We start from the raw sequence: 13,281 nt of genomic DNA, 5'->3' as shown, positions 1-13,281 counted from the left end.
GTTCAGACCGATTGCAAGGCTTTTATAAAGGATTATCGATAAAAAATGTTAAAACTTTCGCTTCATTTTCATCTACTGGAACAAATAGATGCGGTTTAGAACCTTGGAAACAAGCACTATCTCCTTTTTCCATATAATACTTTTTTCCATCATATAAAAGATAAATTGCCCCTTCGAGAATAAAGATAAATTCGTCTTGTGAGTGCGTATAGGTATCTTCACGAGCATTTAAATTCTTAGGGGTTACATGAACAATAGTCGGTTCAAATCCAGATAGTGATGAACGATTGGCAAGAAGCTCATAGGAATACCCCATATTTTCATCCCCAAATCTCGGCCTTCTACTGGACTTAGGTAATAAAACCAAGTCTTGTTCATTTTGTTCATCTAATAGCCATGAGAGAGAAACTTCGAGTACTTCACTGATTTTAGAAAGGGTTGCAATGGCAGATGCAGATTGCCCGTTTTCTATTTTCGATAGCATACTTTTTGAAATACCTGCTTCATCTGCAACTTGCTGCTGAGTCCATTTTTTCCGCAGGCGCATTTCTTTTATTTTCTTCCCGATTGTTTCCAGATTAATGATTTTTCTCTCCCCTCTTGTTGTTGCAAATCTTTCTTCTATCATAGATTAGAGATAAATTGCTAGTCAAGAGTAGGATAGATTTTATACGTTAGCTAACTTTATCTTTATTAATATTACTTGATACCTTTGGTTTCGTTACAAAAATATAAATAGACAATAGGATACAGAATAATAAGCTAATACGGAAAACGGTATCTAGTCATAGTCATCTTCCTACATTCTACCACTGATAACGAAATTTAGTTTTTAATTATATGTAAAATAAAAAGGATTGTGATTTTACACCTTAATCACAATCCTCCTATATTAACCTGTTCCTTCTACATAAGCTAACGATCGACTAGGAAGTTTTTTTCCTAGTTTGTTTTGGATAAAAATAGAAGCTTCTTGAACCTTTTTATCCTGTATACCTGTGCTTATCCCTAACCCATGTAATAAATATAAGACATCATTTGTTGCGACATTACCTGCTGCACCCGGAGCATAAGGACAGCCTCCTAGTCCACCAATTGACGTATCAAACCTCGTTATTCCATAATTTAATGCGGTCATGATATTAGCAATCGCCATTCCTCTGGTATCATGGAAATGCATGATTATTTTTTCTTTTGGAAATCGCTTCAGTATTTCATCCAGTAGTAGTTCTACTTGAGAGGGTACTGCTGAACCAATCGTGTCCCCTAGTGAAATATCATCCACACCACTTGTGATTAATTGATCACATACTTGCATAACCTGAGTTGGCGTTATTTTCCCTTCATATGGACATTCAAATACTGTAGAAACATAGCCCGTAACTTTTTTCTTTTCTTTCTTCGCCTCATCAATAACTTGCTTTAGTACAGGATAGGTTTCCGTTATCGATTTGTTGATATTCTTTACATTATGGGTTCCACTCGCTGACATAAAAACAGACGCTCCGTCTATACCTGCTTCTAGTGCATTCTCCAACCCTCTTATGTTTGGGACTAACGCCGAATACACGACAGCAGGATTACGCTTAATCCGCTTCCCAACCTCCTTAGCATCTGCTAAGGCTGGGATCCATTTCGGATTAACAAATGAAGAGTATTCTATTTCTGTTACTCCCGTATTAGAGAGCATATCTATCCATGCCACTTTATCGTCTGTCGTGATAAACTGTTTTTCATTTTGTAGACCATCACGAGGGCCCACTTCTTTTAACTGAACAAAATCTGGTCTTTTTCCCACGTATTCCCCTCCTTTTTATTGATGACAAAAGCCTCCTGTTTCCGATTACATGTATATAAGTAAAATATGTGAAAAATAAAAAATCGTTTTTATTATTTCTTATTCAATATTGTATCCTTTTATTCAACTTTGTTGAATAAAGTTTAACCTACTATAATACATTATGTCAAACCGTTATTTTTAAATTTTTTGATTTATAAGTATTATTTCTAGATACTGCTTTTTCGCTGTGTATTATCTGTATGGCCTTACGTTTTATGTATTCTCACTTAAGAGCTTTTGGCGTTTTAGAACTTTTATACAGTGATATAGACTGATCCTCCTTATCCACTTATAACTACATAAGAAGTGACATATATAATCAATTATGCAATTTACATTGAATATAGTATGATAGATAAGGTATGTAATACCTTGTAAGTTCTATAGGGAAAGGAAATAGACATGAGCATAAAAGATGAAGTAGCAAAGCGAAAAACATTTGCAATCATTTCCCACCCAGATGCTGGGAAAACAACATTAACTGAAAAATTATTATTATATGGAAATCTAATTCGTACTGCCGGTACGGTAAAGGGTAAAAAATCTGGTAAATTCGCTACATCTGATTGGATGGAAATCGAAAAACAGCGTGGTATTTCCGTTACCTCCAGTGTAATGAATTTTCCATATAAAGATTTTCAAGTAAATATTCTCGATACTCCTGGACACGAAGATTTCAGTGAGGATACGTATCGTACACTGACAGCTGTCGATAGTGTTGTTATGATTATTGATTCGGTAAAAGGTATTGAACCACAAACAATTAAATTATTTAAAGTATGTAGAATGCGTGGTATTCCTATTTTTACGTTTATTAATAAATTGGACCGTGAAGGTAGAGAACCCTTCGAACTATTAGAAGAGATTGAGGAAGTTCTGGAAATCGAAACATACCCTATGAACTGGCCTGTCGGTATGGGGAAACGTTTCCTTGGTATATTCGATAGAATGAATCAACAATTTATTAAATTTAATGGTAATGAAGCTGAATCTCACATTCCGTATGGAGAACTAGAGAACGAAGATAATCAAGCTATGATTACCACAAGCGAATTTGAGGCCGCAAAAGAGGAATTAGCATTATTAGATGAGGCTGGTAACCAATTCTCATTAGAAGCTGTTTTAAACGGAGAGCAAACACCAGTATTTTTCGGAAGTGCACTAGCTCCCTTTGGTGTCCATGACTTTTTTGATACATTTATAAAGCTTGCACCGTCACCCCAAGCTAGAAGGTCAACTGAGGGAATTGTATCCCCGGATAATCCTGATTTCTCTGGATTTATCTTTAAAATTCAAGCGAATATGAACACTAAACACCGAGACCGGATTGCCTTCGTTCGCGTTTGCTCTGGTAAGTTTGAACGTGGTATGAGTGTGAAGCTATCCCGTACAGGTAAAGTATTTAAGCTATCACAATCGCAACAAATTGTTGCTTCTACCCGAGATACAATCGATGAAGCTTATGCTGGAGATATTATTGGAATCTATGATCCTAATGCCTATCAAATTGGAGATACATTACTAGAAGGAAAGGCAGCTTTTGAATTTGATGAACTTCCAAAGTTTCCACCTGAATTATTTAAAAAAGTAATGGCAAAAAATGTTATGAAGTCGAAACAGTTCAAAAAAGGAATTGAGCAGCTTGTACAAGAAGGAGCCATTCAACTATTTAAAGACAAACGAACGGAGTCCTATATTCTCGGAGCAGTAGGTGAATTGCAATACGAAGTGTTTAAATACCGTATGGAAAATGAATACAATGTAGAGGTTATGTTTGAATCGATTGGGGAACGGATACCTCGATGGTTGAAGGCAGAACAGGTAAAGGAATCGCTATTTGATGATCGTAATTTACTTGTTCGTGATCGTAACGATAATTATCTCGTCCTATTCCGTAATGAGTTTGCATTGAACTGGTTTAAAGATAATCATAAGGACATTGAGTTAATTGATTTGTTTGAAGTTAATTCGTATGGCCAAGTTAAATAAAATAGTTTTTAGTAGGAAAACGATATTCAACTAACAACTTGAATGATATAACGTGCACCTCACACGGCTCCGGAAATAACGCTTGCTAAAGCTGTTAAGCTAGGCTTCTACATTTATTTTCGGAGCTGTTATCGTGCATCGTTGTATTTACTCAAGAGTCGCTTTTATTCCACTCTTGATAAAACACTTCTACACTAGGGAAGCGTTTGTTTCGATCCTTTTCCACCGCCTTAATGGCAACCTCATACAGCTCTCTGCCAGCTTCCCATTTATCATATGAACGATTTAATTCTCCACCTAATAGGGAAAAAGCCATCGCTCCCATATTAAAGACGTTTGTGCTGCCGTCTATTACAGCACCTAATTCAAATTCTTCTGGGGACATGAATCGAGATGAGCCCCACATCCTCCCCATCGTGTTTATATATGGCTTTTTCTGATATAAATCAATATCACAAATTTTAAGCTGGTAATTCGTGAAATCATATAATATACTTCCATCATAAAAATCAATGGCAACATATCCATGACGTTCAACATGAACGTGAAATTCCAAAATTTGCTTAAAAGCTGCCAGTCGTTTTTCTATAGGCAATTGTTTAAACCGGAAGAATGGTGAATCAGGATGTTCATATTTAAGTGGTGGTGGGAAATTCCAGTGATTGTGTAAAACTTCTCCACCAAACCAATCAAATAAAAGACAATATCCATCCCCCACTTCCATATGATCCAATAAATTGACTAAAGAAGCATGGGATAGGTCTTGATAAATTCCAACCGATTGTTTAAGATTTTGAACTGCCAATTCTGGAGAAACAGAACCATGAAGAGTCTCCGCTCCTGCATATTTCAAAAATCGTTTAACTCCTTCGCTTTCTACTCCAAAGCTTATATTACCAGAATCTTGTTGATCAAATACTGCAAAGACTTGACCAAATCTGCTTAACCAAATAAAGTTATAATCCGCTTTTAGTTGAATGGAAATATCCTGATTTAACTGTTTTTTTATCATATGTACTCCTTCTTATTCGAACTAATGAATGTAAGCTTTGACTTCAGAAGAAAAAATGAAGTTGTCTTTTGCATTAATTAGATAATTTATAGGAAAGTTCCCCTCTTTCAAATGACCAATTCATTTCTCTTATCACAGTATATGAAACATCGGGAGGAATACGTTTTAATACTGTTTCCGAAACGATCAAACGATTTAGATGTAATGTGTTAGCAATTTGGATAATGGAAGCATTATCTCGTTTAAAATTAGGCCCTAAACTATGTAATGCTTGCTCAATCGCATCTTGTTCAGTAGGATAGATAAACGGAAACATAGCTCTTCTTAAAAAAGTACTAGTAATACAGTTCATATACGTTGCTTCTCTATCAACCTTATGAAACAATCTCTCTGTAGTAAAATCGGCAAGACCTACCCCTTGTGCATTTCCATGTGAAGCACTTGATAAATCTAGTACAACTATTCTTTTAATTCTTGGCTCTATTGGTTCTTCTATTCCATCAATCCGTAGTCTTCCGATTATATTCGGATCCATCCCCGTACCACTATAGTTTTTTCCCATCTCTTCGACGATTAATAAATCAATATCCTTAATGGGTAAGGAAGGCATTAGTTCTTTTGCTTTCTTCAATAGTTTAGCCTCTTCTTCATGCCAATTATCTACCGAGACCCCCTGGATAATTGCGGTCTGGTCATAACTGTCTTCTACGGCAGCAAGCCCCATACGAATAGGAGAATTTTCTAGTGCCACTTTCGAGCCTTCGACAAGATTATATTCCATCCTATCTGCTCCCTGACTATGAAAGAAGCTTGCACCTTTTTGCTTCCCTAAGCCAACCAACACCATCTTACTTAAACCACTTTCTATCTTGCCGCTAAAAGCTGTATGAGACTTGATTCGATTAATCACTATAATCGCATCCGCCTGATAGGCTAGCTTGTCCATATAGATTGGGAAATCATCATGTATTTCTCCAACTTTAATGACTTCCATAGACGATCGAATTGGCGCCCCAACTGATTGTTCAGTAATCCCAAGATGTTCTAATACCCGAACCTGTCCTTCTGCTGTTGCCCCGCCATGGCTTCCCATGGAAGGAACAATAAAAGGTCGCAGCTTCTTGCTTTGTAAATACAAAACAATTTCTTTTAATATTTTGACTATATTATCTATACCACGACTTCCAGCTGTAATAGCTACCTCTGCTCCAGGAGGTAAATCATTTATACTACTATTTTGTTTCATCTCATTCCATATTATATGTTTCAAGTTTTTTAACTTAGAAGATTTAAATGACTGTTCAATTTCATATAAAATCATAGTACCATCTCCTAATCGATAGGTTTAATTATCAGTATACATGATATATTCTGTACATTCATTAAAATGCTCCAAAGTAACCATACTTTGGGTAAGAGGCTTGAATATGGGGTATATTATAGGCGGAGGTGTGTATCTTGGATAGAGATTTACGTGAATATCGTACCGGTCAAGGTGTACCATTATCAGGGTCCTATATGTGTCAGTCAGGGGCAACGGCAAAATTAAGTAAAAACGAAGTATTTCCACAATGTCCTGTAAGTAAAGAGGACACATATTGGAAACATCATCAAGAAAGATAAAAAGTGATAAGAAGAACTATTGTCCTTGTTATGACAAAGTTCTTCTTAATTTTGGACCTATAATTATACTAATTCCTTTCCAAGCATAACATCCCTTGCCCATTTAACAGATTGTTTATAGAGATTATTGAAGGACTTAGCATTAATCCCTAATTCCCCTGCTAATGCATCCATTTTGGACCATTCTCCTTTTTCCGCAGCACAAACTAAGTTTTTTACAGAAGTTAATGAGGTTTCTTTCCCTAATAATGTATCTTTAATAACCTGCTCGAGAGGAAGATTCTTCAAGATATGAATTAAAGGTTGCTTATAAATCGTATCTACTAATGAAAAGAGACCCGTTAAAAATAATCTTGAACTATCTTTACGATTACCTATGTGAAGTGCTATTAATTCACTCGCCTTTGCTCTTGTTAAACTAAGTTTTATGACTTCTTCTGTTAACCGATCTGATTTATCGTATCGTTCTCGAAATGATATGACATAGATCCATTTTCTAAGTTCGATTAGGCCCAATAATACGATGGATTGTTTAATAGATTTAATCTCATACACGAGTCCGATGGCTGGGGAATTAAGTAATCGTAATAGTTTATAGGAAAGGGACACATCGGACTCAATATATTGTGTAATTTTATCAATATCTGGTTCTTCCTTAGAAAGCTCCGAGATAAGAATGAATAGGTTATGGTGCAGTACAGGTAAGTCTCTCGTCGACAAGGTGACAGGTTTACTGAAGAAGTACCCTTGAAAATATGTATAACCATCTTTTACGCACTGTTCATATTCTTCTCTTGTCTCCACCTTTTCAGCTAGAAAGACAATGGATGTATCCTGAAGACGATTCATAATTCTTAGCTGTTCCGTTCTACTTGTTTTTTGAATATCAATTTTTATAATATCTGCTAAATGAATAAGCTTATGGAAATTCTCATCTTCTTCCCTACATTCAAAGTCATCCAATGCTATTCTGTACCCTAGTTTTTTTAAATTTTGACAGGTTTCTATGATTTGATCTGTCGGCCTAACCGATTCTAATACTTCAATTACCATTAGTTCAGGCTGCAAAAATGTAGGAATAGTATTTTCTAATAAAGTCTCAGTAAAATTAATGAAACAGGGTTTTCCTTCTGAAAGGTCATTAATACCAAACTGTAAAAAGCTATTAATCACTTCAGAGGTGGCATGATTATCATTCCCCGCCAAATATACATTCTCACGTTGGTTATCCCTATATAATAATTCGTAAGCAAACACTTCAAGCTTTTTATTTAAAATTGGTTGCCGTGCTACATATACTTCCATATTCCCACCTCATAAATACGAAATCCTAGTTGAATAATACCATATTACTGTCAAAAACAGACAAAATTTAAGGGTATTTCCCCAATATTATCAATTTTACTTTTTTTCAAACGATTATGCATTACTTGAAATTATGTAAACGGTAGACACTATATCATCAATAGAATACGTTCTCTTTTCCATCCCCTTTCTTTTTTGCAAATACCCGCAACCTCAATTATACAATTTTATAATTTAATTACAAAATATTCATAATATCATGCTTGACTAATTCAATTATCGTGGAATGCAATAATATAAATGTTTTTTACAGCATTAGATCCTACTATTAATAAGTGGTAATCACTTTTTAGGCTAAAAGTCCCCCTTTACATTCGGTCCATATTTGTTTATAGTGTTTTTGTAACATAATTGCATATTATCGTTTGCACTAGGGGAGCTACTTTAAGTGGCTGAGAAGACATTGTCTGACCCTTATAACCCGATCTAGATAATACTAGCGTGGGGAAGTGTAGTTGGCCTTATGTTGTTCTTTTTTGATACTTTTGAACTCCTATACATAACCAAACTGCATTCCCACGGGATGCAGTTTTTTTGTTGCAAAAATTTTGAGGAGGAATTTATGATGAATAACGCTTGTGGTACAAGTAGAATTGCGGGTTGTCAGTTTACGCTTTTCCCAATGAGCAATCAGTTTGTAGAAATTATACTTACAGCTTTAGAAGAGGTGGATACATCAAAGGTATGGAAGGATACAGATGATGTTAGTACTTGTATACGTGGAAAGATGGTCCATATTTTTGATGTAACAAAAGCCATCTTCTTACACGCAGCAAAAACAGGGGAACATGTAGCAATGAGTGGTACTTTTTCAATTGGCTGTCCTGGAGATACTGATGCAGATGTCTATATGGATGAAACAGAAGAACCATTAAACGAAGAGCTTAGTGCTTCCATAACGCAACAGGCAGGCTGTAAATTTGCCTTATACCCATTGGGGAGAGAGGACTATATGGATACAATTTATCAACAAATTGATCTATCGAAGTCACGTGGCGTTACAGTAAGTGGAAGCCACTACGCAACACGCTTGGATGGCGATGTACATGCTATTTTCCGTACGATGCAGGAGGCCTTTCAACAAGTTCAAGAAGAGGTATCTCATGTAACCATGACGTTCACCATTAGTGCAAATAGTCCATCCAATAAATAAGGAGTAATGTCATGTCTAAAAAATGGAATTTAAAAGAAATTATATTAATGTCAATTTTAGGGGTTGTATTTGGGATTATCTATCTCTTGTTCTTTTTTGTAGGTCAAGGAATTACAACCTTACTTACCCCCTTGGGATTAGGTCCCTTAGGGTACGAATTTATTTTTGGTATTTGGTTCATTGTATCCATAATAGCTGCCTATATTATTCGAAAACCTGGTGTCGCATTAACCGCCGAGGTCATTGCAGCTGTTGTAGAAGTATTAATGGGAACTACCGCTGGTCCTACACTTATTCTGTCCGGCTTTATTCAAGGATTAGGTGCAGAGTTAGCATTTGCTTTAACAGGTTGGCGTAAATATACGTTACCAGTACTTATGCTTTCAGGAGTAACTGCTGCCTGTGTGAGCTTTGGCTATCATTTATTTGCCTCAGGGATTATAGCATTAGAAAGTTGGATTATTATTGCTTCTTTAATCATTCGAATTATTAGTGGTGCTATTCTGGCTGGGATATTAGGTAAATGGATTGGAGATCAACTGGCTAAAACTGGTGTATTAAGAGGCTATGCATTAGGAAAGGAATTACGTGAAAAACGTGAATCAAAAGTTGTATAACGAAGCAATCCAACCGTTAATCCAACTAAATAACTTTAGTCTTTGGTACGAAAATAAAGAGCAATCTCCAGTCTTAAACGATTTAACATTTTCTATCTATTCTAATCAAATTGCATTATTAATGGGGACTAGTGGTTCGGGAAAAAGTAGCCTCGCACTATGCTTAAATGGGATTTATCCTGAGGCAGTTGAAGGAATTTCTTCTGGTGATATCTATTTTGAAGGAAATCATATAACGAATTATGCCAAGGGAGAATTATCCCAGTATATTGGGATTGTATTCCAAGACCCAGAAAGTCAGTTTTGCATGCTTACTGTTGAAGACGAACTAGCCTTTACATTAGAAAATAAGAAGATACCTTCAAAGGAAATGCCTAATCGCATTAAAAAAATTCTTCAACTAATGAAGATGGAAAGCTACATGAAAAGAAACCTTCATGAACTATCTGGTGGAGAAAAACAAAAAATCGCATTAGCTGCTGTTCTTTTACTAGAACCAAAGCTAATCATATTAGATGAACCAACAGCAAATCTAGATCCCGTTTCTAGTTTAGAGTTTATTAACCTAGTACATCAAATAAAGCAGAAAACGAATACCGCTTTCTTTATCATTGATCATCAATCGGATGATTGGCTTCCTATTATAAACCGCTTATTAGTCTTAGGAAAAAATGGTACCTTGATGGCAAATGGTCAGCCAGATGAAATTTTTCAGGATATGGTAATGGAGCAAGAAGGTATATTTCTACCGAAAAAATACCAAGCACCTTATCCATTTGACAAACGATTAGTCGAACAGAAACAACGCATAATCTATTCTCTTGAACATGTATGTTTTAGTTACAAGGGAAAAGATGTCTTACAAGATATTAATCTTGAATTATTTCAAGGTGAAATGGTTGCGATTGTTGGCCAAAATGGAGCAGGCAAGTCTACCCTACTCCAGTTGATGTCCGGTCTATTAGTTCCTGATTCTGGAGAAGTGACATTTTTTGATAAACCATTAAGAGCATGGAAAGAGAATGAACTAAGAAGTAAAATGGGGTTTGTTTTCCAAAATCCAGAGCATCAATTTATAACTGACACGGTATATGATGAAATATCATTCAGTATGCGACTAAATGGTATAGCGGATGAATTAATAAACCATCGTGTATTAAAGCTTCTTGAACAGTTTAATTTGACTCATCTACAACATGCTAATCCTTTTTCGTTAAGTGGTGGACAAAAAAGAAGACTAAGTGTAGCAACGATGCTAGATGAAGAACCTTCCTTACTTCTATTGGATGAACCAACTTTTGGCCAAGATGCTCATAACACACGAGAAATGTTAGCAATTCTCTTACAGCTTTTAGAAAGCGGAACGAGTGTAGTCATGATTACACATGATATGGATCTTGCTGATTTCGCCGATAGGATAATCGTATTGGATCAGCAGAGACTTTGTTTCTCTGGTACACCAGATGAACTATGGATGCAACAGGATATTATTTCGAAAGCAAAACTGCGGTTACCATATCGCATGGAAAAACAATATAGAGTTGGTGAGCAACATGATTTCGTCTATTAATCCGGCTATCAAAGCGATTGCTATATTAATTCCTGGCGTACTACTCGGTTTAATGTATGATGTTATGACTCCACTTCTCTACTTTGTGTTTATTATTAGCATCACATTCTTACTCACGACGATATCCTTCAAGAAGTGGATAAAAATGTTTGCTCCCTTTCTTTTCCTTGTTTTGGGGCTTGCCTGGATGACGATGCTATATACAAGTGGACGTTTCTCTGGTGGTGATGTTTTATTTCATATTTTTATGTTTGAAATTCAAGTCGGTAGTGTCCTCACCGCGATAAGTCTAGCATTACGATCACTTTGCTTTGTTTCACTATCCCTATTATTTGCGCTTACGACCGATTCTACCAAGTTCATGTTAAGCCTGATGCAACAGTGTAAACTATCGCCTAGAATCACCTATGGTATTCTAGCCGGGTATCGTTTCTTGCCTACATTTAAACAAGAATTCGATACGATCAGAAAAGCACATCGGATTCGTGGAGTAGGAAGGGCAACAGGCATAAAGGAAAGATTACATCAGTTCCGTCGCTATATCATTCCCTTACTAGCAAATGGGATTCGTAGAGCTGAACGAGTAGCTATTGCGATGGAGTCCAAAGGATTTACTGGAGACCCCGACCGAACTTACTACCGAGAATTAAAGGTTAAAAAGAGGGATTGGCTATTTCTTTTGATGATGGTAGGTGTATTATTAGGGATAATGCTACTTTCTTACTATCTAGGATACTTTAATATTATGGGGTATAAAATCAAACCATGATGCTTTAATATAGTTTTTTTCGTGTAGGTTCCAAATAACTATAATAAGAATCTAGGATATAACTAAAAAAATAAATGTAATACCGAATGATGTGATCCGGAAATAGGCAAGGGAGGATTGGCCCCTCCCAGAACCCCAGTAATGCAACATCAAACATATTTTCGGAAGGGGTTATGAACTCATCATTCGGTTTTCTATTATAATAAATAATTTTGTCCCAAACTCTTATGCCCCGTTTTATTTCTTATTTTCTTTCAATCTAACAAAACGCTCTAACTTATTCAGTTCGAAAAACAGCTCTATAATGCTATTAGCAATTGGAAAAACTTTTGCCCACTTTGAAAATTCTGCTCCTTGTAATTCCTCAATCAAATTATTGATGGTTACCTGCATTGCTGCCTTCGTCTCTTTTTGTAAATCCTTATCTAAAATGATCTTGTCCTCATACAAAAGCAATATATTCTCACAATAAGAATTAATCTCTTGTACCAGTTTTTTAATTAGAAACGATTTATTACTAGACATCATTTCTATATCATGAATATTCTTTTCTAATTCCCGAATAAGCGTATGTTTCTTACTTAGAACTTGAATCATATGTTTATAGATAATAATACTACGGAAAAAGCTTAACCGCTTCCTAATAAAAAGTCGATTTCTTTCATCCGATATTATCTCATAATAATTTTTAGCATCGTTGATTAATTTTTCCGCCTCTTTATCCTCTGCTCTCATTTGCGGTACACTCATCGTCTTATTCGATATGACCCGTAATAAAAAGTTGGTTTGTTCACTTGCCTTTTTAATTAACGAAAACAATATCTTTTTGTGATTTGGAGGCATGATTAGTGCGTTAATGATAAATGCAGATACAACGCCAATAGCTACTAAAGATAGACGTTCGATAATATACATATAACTAATTCCGTTATCTCCACCTAGCATCATTGTAATAATTGTTAAGACGGTCAAGCTTACAGTTTTATTCAGCCCGAGCTTTATATTAATAGCAATAGATATAATAACAATAGCCCCAACAGATAACGGATGATTACCTAATAAGAAATATCCACCTAACGCAAAGACTATCCCAACACTATTCGAAATAATAACTTCTTTTATATACGTATAAGACCTCATAATGGATGGCTGCATCGCTAATACTGCAGCAATACCTGCTACGATTTGTAGTTCTAAGTTTAACAATTCCGTAACAAGTAATGTTAATGCTACTGCTAGACCCGTTTTTACCATACGTGGGCCGATATTAAATTCCATGTTTTGCACCTCAAGTACTATTTATAAAGATAGACCTATTATAGATACTCCTCCTATAAAATTCA

At 35.6% G+C, this 13,281-nt stretch carries 12 protein-coding genes and 1 riboswitch; of the genes, 6 read left to right on the top strand and 6 right to left on the bottom strand.

What is annotated here, in order from left to right:
• Positions 1-22: 22 nt before the first annotated feature.
• Complete coding sequence (locus AAIB49_RS03630) at positions 23-628, bottom strand: helix-turn-helix domain-containing protein (protein ID WP_339215634.1); 606 nt, start codon at positions 626-628, stop codon at positions 23-25.
• Positions 629-892: 264 nt separating this feature from the next.
• Positions 893-1,798, bottom strand: coding sequence for a hydroxymethylglutaryl-CoA lyase (locus AAIB49_RS03625; protein WP_343457249.1), 906 nt, complete (start codon positions 1,796-1,798; stop codon positions 893-895).
• A 444-nt stretch (positions 1,799-2,242) separates the two neighbouring features.
• Here AAIB49_RS03625 and AAIB49_RS03620 point away from each other — a divergent pair, with 444 nt between their 5' ends.
• A complete protein-coding gene (locus AAIB49_RS03620; protein WP_339215638.1) occupies positions 2,243-3,829 on the top strand; it encodes a peptide chain release factor 3 in 1,587 nt (528 codons plus the stop codon).
• Between the two features lie 151 nt (positions 3,830-3,980).
• Here the strand turns inward: AAIB49_RS03620 and AAIB49_RS03615 are convergent, their stop codons facing one another.
• Together AAIB49_RS03615 and AAIB49_RS03610 are read right to left on the bottom strand one after the other, a co-directional pair.
• On the bottom strand, positions 3,981-4,841 hold the full coding sequence (locus tag AAIB49_RS03615) for a serine/threonine-protein kinase (RefSeq protein ID WP_343457248.1): 861 nt from the start codon (positions 4,839-4,841) through the stop codon (positions 3,981-3,983).
• 73 nt (positions 4,842-4,914) lie between these two features.
• Complete coding sequence (locus tag AAIB49_RS03610) at positions 4,915-6,162, bottom strand: nickel pincer cofactor-dependent isomerase, group 22 (RefSeq protein WP_343457247.1); 1,248 nt, start codon at positions 6,160-6,162, stop codon at positions 4,915-4,917.
• Between the two features lie 137 nt (positions 6,163-6,299).
• Between AAIB49_RS03610 and AAIB49_RS03605 the strand changes: the two genes are divergently transcribed.
• The gene (locus AAIB49_RS03605) at positions 6,300-6,464 is read left to right on the top strand and encodes a hypothetical protein (RefSeq protein WP_339215643.1); all 165 of its coding nucleotides are present in this window, start codon (positions 6,300-6,302) and stop codon (positions 6,462-6,464) included.
• Positions 6,465-6,527: 63 nt separating this feature from the next.
• On the opposite strand, the gene AAIB49_RS03600 is transcribed toward AAIB49_RS03605, so the two are convergent.
• Positions 6,528-7,769: an EAL and HDOD domain-containing protein gene (locus AAIB49_RS03600; protein WP_343457246.1), complete on the bottom strand. Its 1,242-nt coding sequence runs from the start codon at positions 7,767-7,769 to the stop codon at positions 6,528-6,530.
• Between the two features lie 422 nt (positions 7,770-8,191).
• Positions 8,192-8,294: riboswitch (TPP riboswitch) on the top strand.
• Positions 8,295-8,391: 97 nt separating this feature from the next.
• On the opposite strand from AAIB49_RS03600, the gene AAIB49_RS03595 reads away from it, so the two are divergent.
• Genes AAIB49_RS03595 through AAIB49_RS03580 form a run of 4 tightly spaced genes read left to right on the top strand, consistent with a single transcriptional unit; the run spans position 8,392 to position 11,938 of the window.
• Positions 8,392-8,982 (top strand): YkoF family thiamine/hydroxymethylpyrimidine-binding protein, encoded by a 591-nt coding sequence (locus tag AAIB49_RS03595; protein ID WP_339215645.1) that lies wholly within the window; start codon positions 8,392-8,394, stop codon positions 8,980-8,982.
• Positions 8,983-8,993: 11 nt separating this feature from the next.
• Positions 8,994-9,599, top strand: coding sequence for an ECF transporter S component (locus AAIB49_RS03590; protein ID WP_339215646.1), 606 nt, complete (start codon positions 8,994-8,996; stop codon positions 9,597-9,599).
• The gene (locus AAIB49_RS03585) at positions 9,571-11,169 is read left to right on the top strand and encodes an ABC transporter ATP-binding protein (protein WP_343457245.1); all 1,599 of its coding nucleotides are present in this window, start codon (positions 9,571-9,573) and stop codon (positions 11,167-11,169) included. The genes AAIB49_RS03590 and AAIB49_RS03585 overlap by 29 nt, the downstream gene beginning before the upstream one ends.
• Positions 11,153-11,938 (top strand): energy-coupling factor transporter transmembrane component T family protein, encoded by a 786-nt coding sequence (locus AAIB49_RS03580; protein ID WP_339215648.1) that lies wholly within the window; start codon positions 11,153-11,155, stop codon positions 11,936-11,938. Before AAIB49_RS03585 ends, AAIB49_RS03580 begins: the two co-directional genes overlap by 17 nt.
• 237 nt (positions 11,939-12,175) lie before the next feature.
• On the opposite strand, the gene AAIB49_RS03575 is transcribed toward AAIB49_RS03580, so the two are convergent.
• Entirely contained in the window at positions 12,176-13,216 is a 1,041-nt protein-coding gene (locus AAIB49_RS03575; protein WP_339215650.1) for an FUSC family protein, read from the bottom strand.
• Between the last annotated feature and the right edge of the window lie 65 nt (positions 13,217-13,281).

Origin of the sequence: Ornithinibacillus proteolyticus (assembly GCF_039581225.1) — a bacterium.
GTDB classification, from domain to species: domain Bacteria; phylum Bacillota; class Bacilli; order Bacillales; family Amphibacillaceae; genus Ornithinibacillus; species Ornithinibacillus massiliensis.
This window is presented reverse-complemented; position numbering and strand designations above follow the sequence as displayed.

Coding starts and splice junctions, on each gene's coding strand:
- AAIB49_RS03630 (WP_339215634.1), bottom strand. CDS start 628: ATGATAGAAGAAAGATTTGCAACAACAAGAGGGGAGAGAAAAATCATT.
- AAIB49_RS03620 (WP_339215638.1), top strand. CDS start 2,243: ATGAGCATAAAAGATGAAGTAGCAAAGCGAAAAACATTTGCAATCATT.
- AAIB49_RS03615 (WP_343457248.1), bottom strand. CDS start 4,841: ATGATAAAAAAACAGTTAAATCAGGATATTTCCATTCAACTAAAAGCG.
- AAIB49_RS03610 (WP_343457247.1), bottom strand. CDS start 6,162: ATGATTTTATATGAAATTGAACAGTCATTTAAATCTTCTAAGTTAAAA.
- AAIB49_RS03600 (WP_343457246.1), bottom strand. CDS start 7,769: ATGGAAGTATATGTAGCACGGCAACCAATTTTAAATAAAAAGCTTGAA.
- AAIB49_RS03595 (WP_339215645.1), top strand. CDS start 8,392: ATGATGAATAACGCTTGTGGTACAAGTAGAATTGCGGGTTGTCAGTTT.
- AAIB49_RS03590 (WP_339215646.1), top strand. CDS start 8,994: ATGTCTAAAAAATGGAATTTAAAAGAAATTATATTAATGTCAATTTTA.
- AAIB49_RS03580 (WP_339215648.1), top strand. CDS start 11,153: ATGATTTCGTCTATTAATCCGGCTATCAAAGCGATTGCTATATTAATT.
- AAIB49_RS03575 (WP_339215650.1), bottom strand. CDS start 13,216: ATGGAATTTAATATCGGCCCACGTATGGTAAAAACGGGTCTAGCAGTA.